Consider the following 18,752-nt stretch of genomic DNA (forward strand, 5'->3'; position numbering starts at 1 on the left):
GGATCGCTGTCAGCGCGCTCAGTGGTTGAACGCGTCGCGCAGACGCCCGAAGACCGACTTGGAGGTACCCGACACGCTTCCGGTCGGCGCCTCCTCACCACGGATCGCTGCCAGCTCGCGGAGCAGCTCCTCCTGGCGTGCGTCCAGCTTGCTCGGCGTCTCGACGATGACGGTGACCACAAGGTCGCCGCGTGCCGCCTGGCGCAGGCCCGGCACACCCCGCCCGCGGAGCACCTGGTCGGTGCCCGACTGGGTGCCCGGCTTGATCTCCAGATCGAACTCGGTCTCGACCTCGCTCTCCTCCCCGGCCAGGTCGGCCTCCAGGGTAGGGAGCTGCAGCGTGGTGCCCAGCGCGGCTGCGGTCATCGGCACGGTGACCGTGCAGTGCAGGGTGTTGCCACGGCGGACGAAGGTCTCGTGCGGAGCGACCTGGATCTCGACGAAGAGGTCGCCGGCGGGGCCGCCGCCGGGACCGACCTCACCCTGACCGGAGAGCTGGACCCGGGTGCCGGTGTCGACGCCGCCGGGGATCTTGACGGTCAGCGAACGGCGCGAGCGGACCCGGCCGTCGCCGGCACACTCGCGGCACGGCTCGGGAATGATCGTGCCGAAGCCGCGGCACGGCGCACAGGGGCGCAAGGTGCGGATCTCGCCGAGGAACGAGCGCTGGATGTGCGCCACCTCGCCCGCCCCATGGCAGGTCTCGCAGGTGACCGGCTTGCTACCGGGTGCGGCGCCGTCACCCTGGCAGGCCTCACAGACGACAGCGGTGTCGACCTTGAGCTCACGGGTCACGCCGAAGGCAGCCTCGGCGAGCTCGATCTCCAGTCGGATCAGGGCGTCCTGGCCACGTCGGGTGCGGGGCCGCGGACCGCGTCCTCCGCCCTGACCGGCGTTGCCGCCGAAGAAGGCGTCCATGATGTCGGTGAAGGAGAAGCCGGCACCCTGACCGAAGCCCCCAGCTCCGCCCATACCGCCGAAGGCGTCGCCGCCGCGGTCGTAGGCGGCCCGCTTCTGCGGGTCGCTGAGCACCTCATAGGCGTGGCTGACCTCTTTGAACCGCTCCTGGGTCTCCGGGTCCGGGTTCACGTCGGGGTGCAGCTGGCGCGCGAGCCGCCGGTAGGCCTTCTTGATGGTGTCGGCGTCGGCGTCGCGGGCGACACCGAGCATTTCGTAGAGGTCCTGACTCATGAGTCCTTCTGGTTCAGCTGGGCCTGGGATCAGGCTTCGTCAAGGATGCGGGAAACGTAGCGGGCGACCGCGCGCACGCTGGCCATGGTGGCCGGGTAGTCCATCCGGGTCGGACCGACGATGCCCAGCGAGGCGACAGCAGTGTCGCCGGGGCCGTAGCCGGCCGAGACCACACTGGTGGTGGCGAACCGCGGCAGCGGACCCTCATGCCCGATGCGCACGGTGACCATGCCGTCGGCCTCGGTCTCACCGAGCAGCTTGAGCAGCACCACGTGCTCCTCCAGCGCCTCGAGGATCGGGCGGATGTTGGTGTCGAACTCGCCGAACCGGGTCAGGTTCGCCGCGCCGCTGACGGCGACCCGTTCGTCCGATCGGTGGTCCGACATCGCCTCGGCAAGGACCAGCGCAACGGCGGTCCCGGCGCTCCGGGTTCCGGGGCGCAGCTCCTCCACGATCTCGCCGACCGCCGCGGCGGCGTCCGCGATGATCTTGCCGGCGACCGCTCCGTTGATCACGGTGCGCAGCTCGAAGAGCTCTTCGTCGCCGAGCCCGTCGTCAAGGTCGACGAGACGCTGCTCGACCCGACCCGAGCTGAGGATGAGGACGGCCAACACCCGGGTGCTGGTGAGCGCGACGAGCTCGACGTGGCGCACCGTGCTTCGGCTCAGCGTCGGGTACTGGACCACCGCGATCTGCCGGGTCAGCTGGGAGAGCAGCCGGACACTGCGCTGGACCACGTCGTCGACGTCGACCACGCCGTCGAGGTAGGAGGAGATCGCCCGGCGTTCCGCGGTGCTCATCGGCTTGACCGCCGTCAACCGGTCGACGAAGAGCCGGTACCCCTTGTCGGTAGGCACTCGGCCTGCGCTGGTGTGCGGTTGGGTGATGAACCCTTCCTCCTCCAGCACCGCCATGTCGTTGCGGACCGTTGCCGGGGAGACACCGAGTTGGTGACGTTCGACCAGAGCTTTGGAGCCGACCGGCTCCTCGGTGGCGACGTAGTCCTCGACGATGGCGCGCAAGACGGCAAGCCGACGGTCTTCGACTACCACGGGCCACCTCCTGGACGCGGGCACTGGCACTCCTTGTGCACGAGTGCCAAGGATACCCGCCAGTCGGTGGATCAGGGGCTTCCGCCACAGAGCGCCATAGGTTAGGCTTCCCTAAGTAGTCCAGCGAAGGGAAGACCATGTCGACCGCAACGCCGTCGTACCAGCCCGCGGAGATCGCCGCAGAGGCCCGCAGCATCCTCTCCTGCCCCGCCGGCGCCAGCCTCGTGGTCCAAGGAGTCGAGGATGCCATCGACGACGACCTCGGTCTGATCGACGACAACGGCACCCCGGTCTTCCTCACCCTCGCCGGCTCGCTGCTGGAGAGTGCCGCGCTCGCCAACAGCAACGCCCTGCTCCGGGTCACCAGCAGCCTCAACGCCGAGCGCGCGATCGTGATCGCCGGCCAGCTGACCACCCACCACCGCGACCACGGCGGCCGGGTCGTCGTCGAACTACGGGTCTCGATGGTCTCCCTGGTCGACGGCCGCGACACCCCCCACCCGGCCCGGCACCTGCACGTCTCGGCCGACGAGTTCACCCGGCCCGAGTTCCGGCTCAACCGCGGCTACCTGCACCGCTCGCTGGCCCATGCCAACGACTGCCACCAGGACGAGCTCCGCTCCGCGGTCTCGATGGCGACCGGCACCCGTCCACACGCGATCGCCGGCGTCCGGCTCTTCGACCTGACCGCCGACGGCGTCTGGCTCGCCTGGGTCGACAACACCGGCGCCCACCAGCGCCAGGTCACCTTCGACCGCGCCGCCGACTCCCCCGAGGAGCTCGCCGAACTGCTCAGCCGCCACCTCCACGCAGGCCTCTGCTAGCCCGAACCGTCAGGCATACGGTCCGAACCGTCAGGCATACGCCCCGAACCGTCAGGCATACGCCCCGAACCGTCAGCCACACGCCCGAGGGCCCACAAATAGCATTCGAGATTCGGAGTTCTGCACTTTCGATCGCTATTACTGCGCCCTCGGGAGCTATTTGTGCGGCCTCGGGTCGGTAGCTTGGGCGCATGGAGTTCATCGAGGTCGCCGACCGGGTCTGGGTGCAACGGCATGAATGGTTCGACCTCAACCTGACCGTGATCGCCGGCACGACCGGCGTCGCGGTGATCGACACCGGGGCCTCGGAGCTCTTCGGACGGGGGCTGCGTGACCAGGTCCGCGCCCTCACCTCGACGCCGCTGATCGCTGTGGTCAACACCCACGAGCATTTCGACCACACGCTCGGGAACGCCGCCTTCGACGACGTCGCGATCATCGCCCACGAGACCGCGGCCGCAAACACCCCGGAGGCCGCCGTCCGCGGCATCGCCGAGACCGTGGACGACGTCCGCGCCGACGAGATCCGAAGCTCCCGGATCGTCCCCGCCACCGAGACCTTCGCCTCGGTCCGGGCGCTCGACCTCGGCGAGCGCCAGATCGAACTGGTCCACCCCGGCCGGGGCCACACCGGCGGCGACATCGTCGCCCTGATCCCGGACGCCGACCTCCTCATCGCCGGGGACCTGATCGAGGAGTCCGCACCACCGGCCTACGGTCCCGACTCCTTCCCCCTGGAGTGGGCCGCCTCCCTCGACCTGGTGAGCTCACTGGCTCCTGCCGCCCGCTACGTCCCGGGTCACGGCGCCGTCGTCGACGCGGCATTCGTCGCCGAACAGCGCGACCAGATCGCCACCGTCGCCGAGACGATCCGCATCCTCGCCGCTGACGGCGTCCGCGCCGACGCGGTCCTCGACTCCGGGACGTGGCCTTTCCCACGTGAGGCGCTGCGGCACGCCGTAGCCCGGGGTTGGGCCCAACTCCCCCGCGGGTCGCTCCGTCTCCCGATGGCCTGACCCGGCTAGCGTGGCGCGGTGACTTCCCCGCACGATCGTTATGGCTCCGACGTCCTCTCCGGCGACTGGCGCGTGCCCAAGCGCGGCCGCTCCACCGAGACCGAGGCCACCGTCGGCCTCGTCGTCGAGGAGATCACCACCGACTGGTGCGGTGAAGTGGTCGGCATCGACCGTGACCTGCGCACCGTCACCCTGGAGGACCGCCGCAACAAGCGCCGGACCTTCCCGCTCGGCCCGGGTTTCCTGATCGACGGCAAGCCGGTGGTCCTCGTTCCGCCGGTCACGATCGCGGCGCCCGCCGCGAAGACGCGGACCGCATCGGGCTCGATCGCCGTCCAGGGGGCCAAGGCCAGGGTGGCTCGCGCCAGCCGGATCTTCGTCGAGGGCCGCCACGACGCGGAACTCGTGGAGAAGGTGTGGGGCGACGACCTCCGGATCGAGGGCGTCGTCGTCGAGTTCCTCGGCGGCGTCGACGACCTCTCCGAGGCGCTGCGCGACTTCAAGCCGGGCCCGCAGCGGAAGGTCGGAGTCCTCGTCGACCACCTGGTACCGGGGTCCAAGGAGAGCAAGATCGCGCAAGCCGTGCAGCGTGGCCCGCATGGCGCACACGTGCTGATCGTCGGCCACCCGTTCATCGACGTCTGGGAGGCGGTCAAGCCGGAGCGGATCGGCAAGACCGCTTGGCCGAAGGTGCCACGGCACCTCGAGTGGAAGAAGGGTGTCTGCCAGCAGTTCGGCTGGCCGCACCGCGATCAGGCCGACATCGCGCGCGCCTGGCAGTTCATCCTCTCCAAGGTCGACTCGTTCGCCGACCTCGACCCGGCCCTACTCGGCCGGGTCGAGGAACTGATCGACTTCGTGACGACGTAACCGTCAGTTCGGGCGGAGCGGGCGGCCCTGGGAGTCACGGACATCGTCGCTCACCAGGATCACGATGCCGTCGATGAACGGCCACAGGGCGCCGATACCGCAGGTGAAGATGGTGACCAGGAGTTGGGCGACGCCCATCCCGGTCTGGCCCATCATCATCCGCCCGATACCGAGCGGCACCAGCAGCTGCAGCAGGCCGACCAGCAGCTTGGACTTGTCGGAGTACGGGATCCCCGTCACCGGGTGCACGCCGTACGGGGCCGCCGGGTTGACGTAGGGCTGGGCGTAGCCCGGCTGACCGTAGGGCTGCTGGCCGTACGGCTGTTGCCCGTAGGGCTGCTGTCCGTAGGGCGGCTGGGGCTGCTCGCCGTAGGGCGGCTGGGGCTGCTGCGGCTGCTCGCCGTACGGCGGCTGGGGGTTCTCTGGACCTTCACTCATGGCGCAAGCCTAAGCGCCGCGCGCCCCTCAGCCGAGGAGATCGCGGACGACACCGTCGGCGAGCAGCCGGCCGGCGTCGCTCAGCACCACCCGGTCCGGCCGTTCGGTGATCAACCCCCGGGCCCGCAGACCGGGCAGCGCGGCCACGCCCTCGGCGGCAAGCACCGCGACGTCGATCCCCTCGGCGAGCCGGACCTCGAGCAGAAGCCGCTCCAGGTATCGGTTGTCCTCGGTCAGCACCTCGCGCCCCTGCGCCGGGCTCTCGCCGGCCGCCAACCGGTTCGCATAAGCCGACGGGTGCTTCACGTTCCACCACCGGACGCCGCCCACGTGCGAGTGCGCGCCGGGCCCGGCGCCCCACCAGTCGGCCCCACGCCAGTAGTGCAGGTTGTGCCGGCAGCGGGTGTCGGCACCGAGCGACCAGTTCGAGACCTCGTACCACTCCAGGCCGGCACCGCGCATCGCGTCGTCGGCCATCTGGTACTTCTCGGCCAGATCGTCCTCGTCGGGCATCGGCAGCTCACCGCGCCGTACCCGACGGTGGAAGGCGGTGCCCTCCTCCACGATCAACGAGTAGGCGGAGACGTGGTCGGGCCGGGTGCTCAGCGCCGCTTCCAGCGACGTCGCCCAGTCCGCGTGGCTCTCCCCGGGGGTGCCGTAGATCAGGTCCACGCTGACCTGTTCGATCCCGGCCTCACGCGCCCAGCGGACCACATGCGGTACCCGCTCCGGGTCGTGCGAGCGTTCCAAGGTGGCCAGCACCCGGGGCACGGCCGACTGCATACCGAAGGAGATCCGGTTGAACCCGCCCTCGGCCAGCACCGCCAGGCCGACCGCATCCACACTGTCGGGGTTGGACTCGGTGGTCACCTCCGCGCCGGGCAGCAGGCCGAACTCGTCCCGGATCGCACCGAGGATCCGGCCGAGGTCGCCGGGCGGCAACAAGGTCGGGGTGCCGCCACCGAAGAAGACGGTGTCCACCGGCCGGTCGACGTCGCCGAGAACGCGACGGGCCAACCGGATCTCCTCGATCGCGGTGTCCGCGTAACCCGCCTGGGAGGCGCCGCCACCGAGCTCGGACGCCGTGTAGGTGTTGAAGTCGCAGTAGCCGCAGCGCACCCTGCAGTAGGGCACGTGGACGTAGAACGCCAACGGACGGTCGGCCTGACCGTTCAGCGCGCTTGCGGGGAGCTGCCCGTCGAGGGGCGCCGGCTCACCGACGGGTGGGGTTGAGGGCACCCCTCCATCAAATCAGATCGGCACATTGAGCGTCGCGACGTACCCCTGCGTGATGCTGCCGGTCACCTTCGCCATCTGCAACGAGTACCCGTCCGCGAAGATCCCGTCGGAGTCCAAGGGGGTCTGGGTCAACCGGTCCAGGCTCGCCGAGTAACCCTCGGCGTTGCCGTAGACCTCGGCGCAGACGTCCTCGGGCAGTGCCAGTTGGGACGTGCGCAGCTTCTTGGTCGACGACGTCGCCTCGGCCAGGCTCGGATAGACCTCGAAGTGCATGTGCGGATAGCGGCCGGAGTAGGCGGCCGGGAAGACGGTGGTGAACTCGACCCGCCCTTGCGCATCGGTCTCCTGGACGCCGCGCAGATAGTTCTCGTCCTTGATCGCCTCGGAGTACATCGAATAGTCGCCGTTGCGGTCGCAGTGCCACAGGTAGATCGCGGCACCGGCGAGCGGTGCCGACTCATCACCGTTGAGGTCGAGGACGCGCAGCTTCACCGTGATCGGCACCCCTGCGGCGACCCCACTGGCGGCTCCGAAGCTGGACCGGATGTCACTGCGGACCACCCCGTTCTCGCTGAGCACGTTGACCCCGTTCGAGCCGTCGCCCGGGTAGGGCCCGGCGGTCTCCTCCGGGATCTCCCCCTCGGCGACCTCGACACTGGAGTCTCCACCCATCCCACCTCCCGGCGGCGCACCTCCCGAGTTCGGGCCACCTGCCGGTGGGCCACCGGCAGAGCTGGAGCTGCTCGTTCCGTTACTGCCCGACGAGCCGTCGTCACCGCAGGCGCTCAACACAGCCGCCGCGCCGGCGGCACCGAAGAGTCCCAACAGGCGGCGTCGCCCGAAGCCGCTGGCGGCCAGCTTGGGCAGGTCGTGCTGTAACCCGCGATCGTGGTCGTGGATCTCTGCGTCAGTCATCTCTGTCTCCCGAAACGGCGATGGGTGCCGACCGGTGATCCGGTCGACACCCATTGCAGCGCGTCATGCTGTGCCCCACCTGTGCCCGGCCTGTGACCCGGCGTCCGCGCGTTTGCCTGACGGTTCGGCGCGTATTACTGACGGTTCGGCGCGTGTGCCTGACGGTTCGGCTCAGGTGTAGAGCGCTTCGATGAGCTCCTTGTTGTTCTGCTCAACGACGTTGCGCTTGACCTTCATCGAGGGGGTGAGTTCACCCGATTCGACGGTCAGGTCGTGGTCGAGGATGACGTGCTTCTTGATCGTCTCCCAGCGGTTCAGCTGCCCGTTGAGCTCGTTGACGTAGTCGTCGACCATCTTGGTCACGGCCTCCGAGTTGACCACCTCGGTGTAGGACTTGCCGGCCATGCCGTTCTCCTCGGCCCAGCCCGCCATCGCGTCCGGGTCGAGGGTGATCAGCGCGACGACGTAGTTGCGCTCTGCGCCGAAGACCATGAACTGGCTGGCGTAGGGGCAGATCGCCTTGAACTTGGCCTCGATCGCCGGCGGTGCGACGTACTTGCCGCCGGAGGTCTTGAAGAGCTCCTTGATCCGGCCGGTGATGGTGAGGTGACCCTCTTCGTCCAGCGAACCCTTGTCGCCGGTCCGCAGCCAGCCGTCGGAGAGCGCCTTCGAGGTCTCCTCGGGGAGGTTGTGGTAGCCCTCCATGATGCCGGGGCCCTTGACCCAGACCTCACCCTCGGTGGCGTCCTCGCCGAACTCGTTGACGATCCGGACCTCGCTTCCCGGGAAGACCATGCCGACGGTGCCGAACTTGTAGCTGTCGGGGTGGTTGACGAAGGCACCGGCGGCGGTCTCGGTCAGGCCGTAGCCCTCCAGGATCAGGATGCCGGCGGCGTGGAAGAACTCGGCGATGTCCTTGTTCAGCGCGGCCGCGCCCGAGATGAAGAACCGGACCCGTCCGCCGAAGCGGTCGCGCACCTTGGAGAAGACGAGCTTGTCGAAGAGGCCGTGCTGCAGGTTGAGCAGGAACGGGACCGGCTTGCCGTTGCGCTTGAGTCGGTCGACGGCGGTGCCGACCTCGAACGCCTTGTGGAAGATCTTCTCCTTGAGGCCGCCTTCGGCCGCCTGCATGGTGATGATCCGGCCGTAGGCCTTCTCGAAGATCCGGGGCGCCGCACCCATGAAGGTGGGGCGGACGACGGCCAGATTGTCGATGATCTTGTCGATCCGACCGTCGATCGCGGTGGCGAAGCCGATCGACAGCTGGGTGGAGAGCAAGACCTTGCCGAAGGAGTGGGCCATCGGCAGCCAGAGGAACTGCAGGTCGTCCTCGGTGAGGATGCCCTGGGTGCGGATGCACTCGCCCTCGTAGACCCAGGAACGGTGCCGCAGGCGGACGCCCTTGGGGCGACCGGTGGTACCCGAGGTGTAGATCAGGGTGGCCAGGTGCTCGCCGGTGATCTCGGCGACGTGGTCCTCGACGGCCGACGGGTTGGCCGCCAGGAACTCCTCGCCCAGCTTCTCGAGGTCGGACAGACCGATCACCCAGTCGCCGTCGGCCGTGCCGTCGATGACCACGACCTTGATCAGGTGCGGCAGCTCGGCCTTCGTCTCGATCAGCTTCGCGACCTGCTCGTCGTCCTCGGCGAAGACGACCCGCGACTCCGAGTCACCGAGGATGTACGCAGTGTCGGTGGCGTGCGTCGTCGGGTACACCGTGGTGGTCGCGGCACCTGCGCACATCACCGCGAGGTCGGCGACGATCCACTCGTAGCGGGTGCCGGAGAGGATGCCGACCCGCTCCTCGGGCTGGACACCGAGAGCCATCAGGCCCGCGGCGAGCCGGTTGACCTGGTCGCCGGTCTCCTTCCAGGTGACCGACTGCCACCCTTCACCGACCGGGAACCGGTATGCCTCTCGGTCTCCGGACCGACGCACTCGGTCCAGGAATTGGGCTGCCACGCTCGGCGGCATCGCATCGACAAAGGCAGCGTCACGGTTGATCGGCATGGGGAAACATCTCCTGCAGGTACATCCCGTCTGCTCCGTAACGGGACCGCTTACTGGGCAGTACGTAACCTAGATCACTGTGGCCCAGAACGCACGGGATTCGCTGCTCTGAGGCCAGACTGCTGCCCTGCAATGGGGACTCGATCCCATGCCTGAGCCGGTCGACGGCGATGCCACGCGCCCGATCGCACCATTTCGCACCTTTAAGTCATGCGTCTTCCGATGAGCGGGATCACATCCGACACGTGATCCAACTCGCACCTAGCGTGAAGTCGATTGAGCCGGCCGAGCGCACGCCTGCGCCGGCCCCCGTTGATGGAGGACCCATGCGTAACCGCCCCGCCCGCTATTCCCGCCTCGCCGTCGCCGCGCTCGCCGGCGCGCTCGTGCTGACCGCCTGTGCCGACACCGGCGACGACAAGTCGTCCTCCTCGGACAAGACCGACAACAGCGCGATGTACGTGGCCGGGCTGGTCGGTGACCAGAGCGCCGGTACCCCGAAGAAGGGCGGCACCCTCGAGGTCATCGAGTACGGCGAGGCGCGCAGCCTCGACCCGACCAAGACCATTCCGAACGGCGCCGTCGGCGGTAACGCCCTGGCCGCCATCTACGACGTGCTGATGTCCTACGACCCGGCGACCGGCGAGTACTCCCCGCTGATGGCCAAGTCCCTGGAGACCAAGGACAGCAAGACCTGGACCCTGACCCTGCGCGACGGCGTCAACTTCACCGACGGCACCCCGCTCAACGCCCAGGCCGTCGTCGCCAGCATCGGGTACTACATGCAGAACCAGGGCTTCAACACCCTGCTCCTGCACACCAACATCTCCAAGATGACGCCGCAAGGCGACAACACCGTCGTCTTCACCCTGAACAAGCCGTGGGCGACCTTCCCGGCGATGCTCGCCGCCGGCCCCGGCATGATCCTGGCACCGGCCGCGATCGCGGGCGGCCCGGAGAAGTTCAAGCCGATCGGCGCCGGCCCGTTCAAGTTCGACACCTACAAGCCGGCCGAGGAGCTCATCCTCAGCCGCAACGAGAAGTACTTCGGCGAGGCTCCGAACCTCGACAAGCTCCGCTTCACCTGGGTCCAGGCCGACCAGGCCAAGCTGGACAGCCTCAAGGCCGGCTCGGCCGACGTGATCAGCGTCCGCACCGCCGGCGTCCTGGAGAACGCCCGCAAGGACGGCTTCGCCGGCGCGATGAGCCCGGCCGGCATCAGCCAGGTCGTGTGGATCAACAACCGCGAGGGTCGCGGCGGCAGCGACGAGCGCCTGCGCAAGGCGATCAACCTGGCCACCAACCCGGAGCAGTACCTGGACCGCACCCAGGGCGGCGCCGGTCAGCCGACCCGCGGCCTCTACAGCGAGGCGTTCGCCTACTACAAGGAGATCGAGCTCCCCGAGCAGAACATCGCCGAGGCGAAGAAGCTGGTCGCCGAGGCCAAGGCTGACGGCGCGGACACCTCGCTGAGCTACATCACCCAGTCCGACCAGACCTCGCAGACCGGTGCCGTCACGCTGGAGGCCCAGCTGGAGGCTGTCGGCTTCGACATCGAGGTCGAGCTGCTCCGCGACATCACCGAGCAGACCACCCGCCTGTACGTGAAGAAGGACTTCGACCTGGCGATGGGCTCGATGAGCCTCTCCGAGGACCCGTACATGAGCTTCGCCAACAACGTGGTGAGCACCTCCCCGGCCAACCCCTCGGGCTACGCCAACAAGGAGATGGACGCCCTCGTCGCCGACCTCCAGACCAAGATGCCGGTCGAGGCCGTCGACACGCTGGCCGAGATCAACGCCCTGTGGCAGGAGACCGTGCCCGGTGCCGTCATCTCCGCCGGCGGCTTCTTCTCGCCGTGGGGCAAGAACGTCCACGGCGTCGTTCCCACCGGTGTGAACATGCTGCTGTTCCACAAGGCATGGAAGTCCTGAACTGACTGAGTAACGACGAAGTGCCCGCCCCGATCGATCGGGGCGGGCACTTCGTGCGTTCCAGGGGTTCGCAGCGAGCCGTGGCTCAGCCGTCGAGCTCCAGGTCCACCCGCAGCAGGCGCCCGCCGACGAACGGGTACTGGACCGGGTAGTCACCGACCGGCGAACCGGTGGTGCAGCCGATGTCGAACGTCTCGTCGATGGAGAAGATCGCCGGCGGCGTGGCCCGCACCCGACCGTGACCGACCTCGGCGCCGTCGACCACCAGCCGCAGCGTGGCCGGACGTCCCCACCCGGGCCCCTCGTAGTCGAAGACCACCTCGACGACGTGCTCCCCCGCCGCCAGCGGCTCACCGCGAACCTCGGCCTGATCGACCTCGAAGGTCCGGTAGCTGATCACCGGACGCCGCTCGGCGTCGATCCACAGCGACCACCCGGCGGCCCGGCCGCCGACCGTCGCGATCACACCGGCCACCGCGTCGTCGGCCTGCAGTCGGGCCGAGAGGTGCCAGGACCGACCGACGAAGCGCGGCGCCTGACCCTCAGGCATACCGACCATGCCGGCGTGGAAGGTGAAGCTGGTCCGGCCCTCCACCAGGTTCGGCAGGCCGGGACGCCGGATCCGGGCGTCCTGCAGCGGCAGGATCCCGAGCTGCGTCGCCTCGGTGTCGAAGAGCTCCTGAAGTTCGGCCAGAAGCTCAGGGCGCTCGGCGGCCAGGTCCTGGGACTGACTGAAGTCCGTCTCCAGGTGGTAGAGCTCCCAGGTGTCGGCCTCGAACTCACGCGGCTTGCCGGGCAGACCGACGGTCCACGGCACTCCGCCGTGGTGGGCGCTGGCGAGCCAGCCGTCGTGATAGATCGCCCGGTGACCGTTCACCTCGAAGAGCTGGGTGCGGTGATATTCGGGCGCGTCGGCCGCCGCGAAGGTGCCCGTCATCGAGGTGCCGTCGAACGGCAACTGCTCGACGCCGTCGACCGACTCCGGAGCGCTGACCCCGGCGACCTCCAAGAAGGTGGGTACGAGGTCGTTGACGTGGCCGAACTGGGTCCGCCACTCGCCGGCCCCGGTGATCCCGTCCGGCCAGCACATGACCATCGGGTTCCGGGTACCGCCGAGGTGCGAGGCGACCTGCTTCATCCATTGGAACGGCGCTGTCATCGCCCAGGCCCAACCGGCCGGGTACTGCGCGTAGGAGTCGGCGGTGCCGATCCGGTCCAGCGCCGCCATCCGCAGCTCCGTCGGCTCCGGCAGGCCCTGCAGCGTGCCCATGTAGTTGAGCGCCCCGGCGGGGCCACCCTCGGCGCTGCTGCCGTTGTCACCGACCACGTAGCAGAACAGGGTGTTGTCGAGCTCGCCACTCTCTTCCAGCGCGTCCACGAGACGGCCGAGGTGCGTGTCGGTGTGCTCCAGGAATCCGGCGTAGACCTCCATCAGGCGGGTCGCCACGGTGCGCTCGTCGTCGCTCAACTCCGACCAGGCCGGGATCTCCTCGGGGCGCGGGGTCAGCGTGGTGTCGCCCGGGACGACGCCCTCGGCCTGCTGACGCTGCCAGGTCTGCTCGCGGACGGCGTCCCAGCCCTGGTCGAAAGCGCCGGCGTACTTGGCGCTCCAGGCCGGCGGGACGTGCAGTGGGGCGTGGGTGGCGCCGGGCGCCAGGTACAGGAAGAACGGCCGGTCGGGGGTGATCGACTGGCGCATCTGCACCCACTCGATCGAACGGTCGACCAGGTCCTCGGTGAGGTGGTAGTCCTCGCGGTCCGGGCGGTCGACCGGCCGGGTGCCTTCGTAGAGGGTCGGTTCGAACTGGTGGGTCTCGCCACCGAGGAAGCCGTAGAAGTGGTCGAAGCCGCGACCGGTGGGCCAGCGGGTGAACGGGCCTGCCTGAGAGCTCTCCCAGGTGGGCGCCAGGTGCCACTTGCCGATGCAGGCGGTGCTGTATCCGGCGTCGCACAGGTGGCGGGCGACCAGCGTGGTCTCCTCACGCAGCACGCCGCGGTAGGCGGGATGGTCGAAGGCCGAGTTGAGCACAGTGCCGACGCCGGTGGCGTGGGCGTCGCGCCCGGTCAGCAGCGAAGCTCGGGTCGGCGAGCAGATCGCCGTGGTGTGGAACCGGTTGTAGCGCAGGCCGCGGGCGGCCAGCCGGTCCAGGGTGGGGGTGTGGATCGGGCCACCGAAAGTGGAGGCGGCACCGAAGCCGACGTCGTCCAGCAGGACGACCACGATGTTGGGACGCGGGGCGGTCATGGAACTCCTCAGGCAGGGGAAACTCCCCCGATTCAGACACATGTCTCAATCCGGTGTCAACGTCGATTCCCAGGCGCGGTAGCCTGCAGCCCGTGACCAGCACCGTGCCCTCCCCCGCGCCTGCCCCGCGCGCGCAGACCCGCCAGCACATGCTCGAGGTGGCAGAACGACTCTTCGCCGAGCACGGCTTGGAGGGCGTCTCCCTCCGCTCGGTCGGGCAGGCCGCCGGGCAGCGGAACAACTCCGCCGCCCAGTACCACTTTGGTACCCGCGACGGCCTGGTCGGCGCGATCGTCGCCGAGCGGTCGACCCCGGTCGAGGAGCGCCGAGGTGCACTGCTCGACGCGATGCAGCGCACACCGTCCGCCGACCCACTCGCCGATCTCGTCCGGTGCTTCGTCGCTCCGCTCGCCGAACTGGCAGCTGCCGCGTCGCCGGAGAACCCCAGCTGGTACCTGCGCTTCCTGGCCCAACTGGTCGCTCTGCGCGGCGGTCACGCAGCCGCCGAGCTCGCCACCCGGCCCACCCAGATCCGTCGTCTCGAGGGTGCCCTGCGCACCGAGCTGCCGGAGTTGGACGACGCCACTTTCGCGCGCCGGATGCGTTGGTTGGCGCAGACCGCGACCCGGACCCTGGCCGACCAGGAACGCGAAGCGACCGAGGGCACCCTCGACGTCGCCACCGAACAGTTGGTCAGCGAACTGGTCACCATGCTGACCGCGCTACTCCGGGCCGCGTGACCCTGACCAAGGGATCCTCAGTCGACTGCGGTGATCTGTTCGCGCGCGAACGCGGGCAGGGCGTCGATCGCCAGGAGCTCAGGCAGCCGCTCGCGCTCGGTGGTGACGATCCGGAACATCTCCGAGACGCTCACCGTGTGCTCGGGGCGCTCCTCGACGACGATCACATCGCCGGCCCGGAGCGTCCCCTCCTCGAGAACCCGCAGATAGGGTCCCGGCCGGAGGTCGGCGGTGAACCGCTTGAGCCACCCGGCGGTCGCGAAACCCAGCTCCCCCAACCGGGCCTGGAACTTGAAGCACGGTGTCCGGATCCAGCAGACCTGCACCAAGGCAGTACCGATCCGCCACTTCTCCCCGACCAGCGCCGCGTTCGGATCGATCCCGACCGTCGTCAGGTTCTCGCCGAAATCGCCAGGGGCCAGCGGGCCGCCCAGCTCACCCGACCAGCGCTCCAGATCCTCCAGCGCGAAGGCGTAGAGCGCACGGTCCGGTCCGCCGTGGTGCCGTAGATCGGCCTGCTCGTCGCCGGCCAGGCCGAGCCGCCCCACCGCGACGTCGCCACGAACAGCGCCCTTGCTGATCGCACTCCGCGTGCCGCGCCCGCGACCGCCCCAGGGCACGGCACGGACCGCACCCACATTGACGGAATGGATCCGGGCGCCGGCCTCGGTCACTTCTTGGCAGACTTGTCCGTTGCGCCGCCGCCGCTGGTGGAGAGCGCGGCCACGAAGGCCTCCTGGGGCACCTCGACGCGGCCGACCATCTTCATCCGCTTCTTGCCCTCCTTCTGCTTCTCCAGCAGCTTGCGCTTACGGCTGATGTCACCGCCGTAGCACTTGGCGAGCACATCCTTGCGGATCGCACGGATGTTCTCGCGGGCGATCACCCGGGCGCCGATGGCGGCCTGGATCGGCACCTCGAACTGCTGTCGCGGGATCAGGTCCTTGAGCTTCGCCGCCATCATCACGCCGTAGCTGTACGCCGACTCGCGGTGCACGATCGCGGAGAAGGCGTCGACCGGCTCGCCCTGGAGCAGGATGTCGACCTTCACCAGGTCGGCCGCCTGGTCACCGGAGCGCTCGTAGTTCAGCGACGCGTAGCCCTTGGTCTTGGACTTGAGCTGATCGAAGAAGTCGAAGGCGATCTCGCCCATCGGCAGGGTGTAGCGCATCTCAACACGGTCTTCGGAGAGATAGTCCATACCGAGCAGGGTGCCGCGCTTGTGCTGGCACAGCTCCATGATCGTGCCGATGTAGTCCGACGGCGCCAGGATCGTGGCGCTGACCACCGGCTCCCGAACCTCGTGGATCTTGCCGTCCGGGTACTCGCTCGGGTTGGTCACCGTGTGCTGTGAGCCGTCCTCCATGACCACTTCGTAGACCACGTTGGGTGCGGTCGAGATCAGGTCGAGGTTGAACTCTCGTTCCAGGCGCTCCCGGCTGATCTCCATGTGCAGGAGACCGAGGAAGCCGCACCGGAAACCGAAGCCGAGAGCGCCTGAGGTCTCCGGCTCGAAGGTGAGCGCGGCGTCGTTGAGCTGGAGCTTCTCCAGCGCGTCACGCAGGACCGGGTAGTCGTCGCCGTCGATCGGGTACAGACCGGCGTAGACCATCGGGTTCGGGTGCTGGTAGCCGCCGAGCGACTGCTCTGCGGGCCGCGTGCTGACGGTGACCGTGTCACCCACTCGCGACTGACGGACGTCCTTCACGCCGGTGATCAGGTAGCCGGTCTCGCCGACGCCGATCTTGCCTGCCTTGACCGGCTCGGGGCTGATCACGCCGACCTCGAGCATCTCGTGGACCTCGCCGGTCGACATCATCTTGATCCGGTCGCGGTGCGAGAGCTCGCCGTCGACCACCCGCACGTAGGTGACCACGCCGCGGTAGGTGTCGTAGACCGAGTCGAAGATCAGGGCACGGGCGGGAGCCTCGGCGTCGCCGACCGGCGCCGGGATCTGCTTGACGATCTCGTTCAGCAACCCCTCGACGCCCAGACCCGTCTTGGCGGAGGTGAGCAGGACGTCCTCGACCTCGCAGCCGACCAGGTTCGCCAGCTCCAACGCGTACTTCTCCACGTTCGCGCTGGGCAGGTCGATCTTGTTGAGCACCGGGATGATGTGCAGGTCGGCACTCATCGCCAGGTAGAGGTTGGCCAGCGTCTGGGCCTCGATGCCCTGAGCCGCATCGACCAGCAGGATCGCGGCCTCACAGGCCTGCAGGGACCGCGAGACCTCGTAGGTGAAGTCCACGTGGCCAGGGGTGTCGATCATGTTGAGCACGTAGGTACCCGGCTCGGCGCCGGCCTCGTTGCCTTCGGCAACGGTCCACGGCATCCGGACCGCCTGGCTCTTGATGGTGATGCCGCGCTCGCGCTCGATGTCCATCCGGTCCAGATACTGCGCCTTGGCTTCACGCGCGCCGACGACGCCGGTGAGCTGCAGCATCCGGTCGGCAAGGGTCGACTTGCCGTGGTCGATGTGCGCGATGATGCAGAAGTTCCGAATGATCGCGGGATCGGTGTGCCCGGGCTGGGGTGCGTTATTCACGGGTGCACTTTCTACTGATCGACTACGAACCTCCATCCTCCCATGGTGAGCCGCAGAACCAGCAGTCGCTGCCAACTACCGAACGTTGGGGAAGCGCCGAAGAAATCGCGAACCTAGGTTTGGCACATGCCCACTCGGGTAGGTCAGCGGTGAGCCGACAGTTCCGTCGACTCGTTCTCGGAGGGATACAGCCATGAAGATGAACACGAACGGCGTTCTGCGAGGCGCGGGGGCCCTCACAGCCGCTCTACTGCTGGCCATCGGCATGTTGTCCGCATTCGCACCGGCGAACGCGGCCAGCAACCAGGGCGCCACCGCGGCGCGGTCGCAGGAGTCCAGCCCGGTACTCGCGCGTCGCACGAACTTCGGCGCCATCGCACTCAACGTCAACGACGGCTGGAGCGGATGGGCCTACGACAAGGCCACCAAGGCGAAGGCCAAGAAGGCCGCCGTCCGGCACTGCAAGAGCCGCTCGGACACGGCCGGGTGCCGCACGGTGCTCTGGGTGCGCAACGGGTGCGGCGCGATCGCGGTCCGGGTCAAGGGCGGCGAGATCGTCAAGTACCGCGGCGCCATCGCCTTCACCAAGAAGGCCGCCGTCCGCAAGGCCAAGAAGAAGGTCGGTTCCGGCGCGAAGCTGCACACCTACGTCTGCACCACCCGCTACCGCTGACCCCGCGAAGGCGCGACCACGACACGAGTCGTGGTCGCGCCTTTTCGCGCCTCGGTCGGGTTGGATAGGGGCGTGCTGACCGTCTCCGTCCTCCCTGAGCGCACCGCGCGCCGTCTGGACTGGCGCTTCCTGCCTCCGCACATCCGCAGCGCGGTCGAGACGCAGATCGGCACCGTCACCCACGCCGCCTCATGCGAGCAGGGTTTCACCCCCGGCTTCGCCTCCGTGTTGACCACCGCCAGCGGCACCCAACACTTCGTCAAGGCCGCCTCGATCCAGGCCCAGCGGGCGGTCGCGGCTTCGTATCGCGCCGAAGCGGAGTGGCTGGCCCGACTCGGTACCGACCTCCCGATCCCCGCGCTGACCTGGTTCCACGAGAGCGACTGGGTCGTGCTGGTCATCGAGCACGCTCCCGGACTGACGCCTCTCGCGCCGTGGGAGCAGCCCGAACTCGACAGCTGCCTGGATGCCGTCGGGCAACTCGCCGCGCACTCCCCCGCGAACCTCGCGCTGACTCCGTTCGCCGACGACTACGCCGACGTCACCTCCTCCCTGCCCTGGGCGCTCGCCGCCTTCCCGGATCTACCGATCGACGGACTCGCCGACCTGCTCGACCTGGTCCCGACCGCCACCGCGGGCGATCACCTGGTGCACAGCGAGGCCCGCGGCGACAACTTCCTGATCGGGCCGGAACGGGCACTGCTCTGCGACTGGTCCTGGCCGACCCGCGGTGCCGCCTGGCTCGACACCGTGATGCTGCTGACGACGGCCTACGCGGACGGCCTCGATGCGCAGCACCAGCTCGAGGCACTACCGCTGACCGCGGACGTACCCGCCGAGCAGATCGATGCTCTGCTGGCCCTCCAGCTGACCTGGTACGCCCGGGCCTGTTCCCGACCGGTCCCGCACAACTCGCCGTTTCTGCGCGAGCACCAACGACGCCTTACCGTGGCCTGTGCCGACTGGCTCTGCCAGCGACGCGGGTGGCCACGGCCCTGACTCCGATTTGGGCGACCCCGTGGCCACTGTTAAAGTTCGTAGTCGCGTGTGTGGTGCCTGC

The 18,752-nt window shown here is 68.7% G+C and carries 16 protein-coding genes; 7 read left to right on the top strand and 9 right to left on the bottom strand.

Translation table 11 applies throughout. The features are described from left to right. Nucleotides 1-18: 18 nt before the first annotated feature. Complete coding sequence (gene dnaJ / locus ACLM5J_RS10730; protein ID WP_413656403.1) at nucleotides 19-1,191, bottom strand: molecular chaperone DnaJ; 1,173 nt, start codon at nucleotides 1,189-1,191, stop codon at nucleotides 19-21. Nucleotides 1,192-1,220: 29 nt separating this feature from the next. Continuing rightward, a complete protein-coding gene (hrcA, locus tag ACLM5J_RS10735) occupies nucleotides 1,221-2,243 on the bottom strand; it encodes a heat-inducible transcriptional repressor HrcA (RefSeq protein WP_413656404.1) in 1,023 nt (340 codons plus the stop codon). A gap of 137 nt (nucleotides 2,244-2,380) precedes the next feature. On the opposite strand from hrcA, the gene ACLM5J_RS10740 reads away from it, so the two are divergent. The 3 genes from ACLM5J_RS10740 (at nucleotide 2,381) to ACLM5J_RS10750 (ending at nucleotide 4,953) form a co-directional block, all read left to right on the top strand. Then, nucleotides 2,381-3,067: a hypothetical protein gene (locus tag ACLM5J_RS10740; protein ID WP_413656405.1), complete on the top strand. Its 687-nt coding sequence runs from the start codon at nucleotides 2,381-2,383 to the stop codon at nucleotides 3,065-3,067. A gap of 191 nt (nucleotides 3,068-3,258) precedes the next feature. Then, nucleotides 3,259-4,083 carry an MBL fold metallo-hydrolase gene (locus ACLM5J_RS10745; RefSeq protein ID WP_413656406.1) on the top strand — a complete coding sequence of 275 codons (825 nt, stop codon included), beginning with the start codon at nucleotides 3,259-3,261 and terminating at the stop codon, nucleotides 4,081-4,083. An 18-nt stretch (nucleotides 4,084-4,101) separates the two neighbouring features. Next, nucleotides 4,102-4,953, top strand: a complete 852-nt coding sequence (locus tag ACLM5J_RS10750) for a DUF3097 domain-containing protein (RefSeq protein ID WP_413656407.1) — start codon at nucleotides 4,102-4,104, stop codon at nucleotides 4,951-4,953. Nucleotides 4,954-4,956: 3 nt separating this feature from the next. Here ACLM5J_RS10750 and ACLM5J_RS10755 read toward each other — a convergent pair whose 3' ends face one another. The 4 genes from ACLM5J_RS10755 to ACLM5J_RS10770 form a co-directional block, all read right to left on the bottom strand. After that, nucleotides 4,957-5,391, bottom strand: coding sequence for an NINE protein (locus ACLM5J_RS10755; RefSeq protein ID WP_413656408.1), 435 nt, complete (start codon nucleotides 5,389-5,391; stop codon nucleotides 4,957-4,959). Between the two features lie 27 nt (nucleotides 5,392-5,418). After that, nucleotides 5,419-6,630: a radical SAM family heme chaperone HemW gene (gene hemW, locus ACLM5J_RS10760; protein WP_413656409.1), complete on the bottom strand. Its 1,212-nt coding sequence runs from the start codon at nucleotides 6,628-6,630 to the stop codon at nucleotides 5,419-5,421. 12 nt (nucleotides 6,631-6,642) lie between these two features. Further along, on the bottom strand, nucleotides 6,643-7,545 hold the full coding sequence (locus ACLM5J_RS10765; protein WP_413656410.1) for a 3,4-dioxygenase subunit beta: 903 nt from the start codon (nucleotides 7,543-7,545) through the stop codon (nucleotides 6,643-6,645). Between the two features lie 171 nt (nucleotides 7,546-7,716). Beyond that, nucleotides 7,717-9,555: an AMP-dependent synthetase/ligase gene (locus tag ACLM5J_RS10770; RefSeq protein ID WP_413656411.1), complete on the bottom strand. Its 1,839-nt coding sequence runs from the start codon at nucleotides 9,553-9,555 to the stop codon at nucleotides 7,717-7,719. A gap of 326 nt (nucleotides 9,556-9,881) precedes the next feature. Here ACLM5J_RS10770 and ACLM5J_RS10775 point away from each other — a divergent pair, with 326 nt between their 5' ends. Continuing rightward, nucleotides 9,882-11,489, top strand: a complete 1,608-nt coding sequence (locus tag ACLM5J_RS10775) for an ABC transporter substrate-binding protein (protein ID WP_413656412.1) — start codon at nucleotides 9,882-9,884, stop codon at nucleotides 11,487-11,489. 85 nt (nucleotides 11,490-11,574) lie between these two features. On the opposite strand, the gene ACLM5J_RS10780 is transcribed toward ACLM5J_RS10775, so the two are convergent. Next, entirely contained in the window at nucleotides 11,575-13,734 is a 2,160-nt protein-coding gene (locus tag ACLM5J_RS10780) for an arylsulfatase (protein ID WP_413656413.1), read from the bottom strand. Nucleotides 13,735-13,826: 92 nt separating this feature from the next. Between ACLM5J_RS10780 and ACLM5J_RS10785 the strand changes: the two genes are divergently transcribed. After that, nucleotides 13,827-14,474 (top strand): TetR/AcrR family transcriptional regulator, encoded by a 648-nt coding sequence (locus tag ACLM5J_RS10785; RefSeq protein WP_413656414.1) that lies wholly within the window; start codon nucleotides 13,827-13,829, stop codon nucleotides 14,472-14,474. 17 nt (nucleotides 14,475-14,491) lie between these two features. On the opposite strand, the gene ACLM5J_RS10790 is transcribed toward ACLM5J_RS10785, so the two are convergent. Together ACLM5J_RS10790 and lepA are read right to left on the bottom strand one after the other, a co-directional pair. Then, complete coding sequence (locus tag ACLM5J_RS10790; RefSeq protein WP_413656415.1) at nucleotides 14,492-15,148, bottom strand: MOSC domain-containing protein; 657 nt, start codon at nucleotides 15,146-15,148, stop codon at nucleotides 14,492-14,494. Then, nucleotides 15,145-17,055, bottom strand: coding sequence for a translation elongation factor 4 (gene lepA, locus ACLM5J_RS10795; RefSeq protein ID WP_413656416.1), 1,911 nt, complete (start codon nucleotides 17,053-17,055; stop codon nucleotides 15,145-15,147). Before lepA ends, ACLM5J_RS10790 begins: the two co-directional genes overlap by 4 nt. A 157-nt stretch (nucleotides 17,056-17,212) precedes the next feature. Between lepA and ACLM5J_RS10800 the strand changes: the two genes are divergently transcribed. Together ACLM5J_RS10800 and ACLM5J_RS10805 are read left to right on the top strand one after the other, a co-directional pair. Further along, complete coding sequence (locus ACLM5J_RS10800) at nucleotides 17,213-17,692, top strand: DUF4189 domain-containing protein (RefSeq protein WP_413656417.1); 480 nt, start codon at nucleotides 17,213-17,215, stop codon at nucleotides 17,690-17,692. A 72-nt stretch (nucleotides 17,693-17,764) separates the two neighbouring features. Beyond that, a complete protein-coding gene (locus tag ACLM5J_RS10805; RefSeq protein ID WP_413656418.1) occupies nucleotides 17,765-18,691 on the top strand; it encodes a hypothetical protein in 927 nt (308 codons plus the stop codon). Nucleotides 18,692-18,752: the final 61 nt, after the last annotated feature.

This window comes from Nocardioides sp. Bht2 (genome assembly GCF_047308515.1).
Taxonomy (GTDB): Bacteria; Actinomycetota; Actinomycetes; order Propionibacteriales; family Nocardioidaceae; genus Nocardioides.

Bases quoted from the DNA above. Each gene is read 5' to 3' on its own strand.
- dnaJ (WP_413656403.1), bottom strand. From the start codon at position 1,191: ATGAGTCAGGACCTCTACGAAATGCTCGGTGTCGCCCGCGACGCCGAC.
- ACLM5J_RS10740 (WP_413656405.1), top strand. From the start codon at position 2,381: ATGTCGACCGCAACGCCGTCGTACCAGCCCGCGGAGATCGCCGCAGAG.
- ACLM5J_RS10745 (WP_413656406.1), top strand. From the start codon at position 3,259: ATGGAGTTCATCGAGGTCGCCGACCGGGTCTGGGTGCAACGGCATGAA.
- ACLM5J_RS10755 (WP_413656408.1), bottom strand. From the start codon at position 5,391: ATGAGTGAAGGTCCAGAGAACCCCCAGCCGCCGTACGGCGAGCAGCCG.
- ACLM5J_RS10765 (WP_413656410.1), bottom strand. From the start codon at position 7,545: ATGACTGACGCAGAGATCCACGACCACGATCGCGGGTTACAGCACGAC.
- ACLM5J_RS10770 (WP_413656411.1), bottom strand. From the start codon at position 9,555: ATGCCGATCAACCGTGACGCTGCCTTTGTCGATGCGATGCCGCCGAGC.
- ACLM5J_RS10775 (WP_413656412.1), top strand. From the start codon at position 9,882: ATGCGTAACCGCCCCGCCCGCTATTCCCGCCTCGCCGTCGCCGCGCTC.
- ACLM5J_RS10780 (WP_413656413.1), bottom strand. From the start codon at position 13,734: ATGACCGCCCCGCGTCCCAACATCGTGGTCGTCCTGCTGGACGACGTC.
- lepA (WP_413656416.1), bottom strand. From the start codon at position 17,055: ATGGAGGTTCGTAGTCGATCAGTAGAAAGTGCACCCGTGAATAACGCA.
- ACLM5J_RS10800 (WP_413656417.1), top strand. From the start codon at position 17,213: ATGAAGATGAACACGAACGGCGTTCTGCGAGGCGCGGGGGCCCTCACA.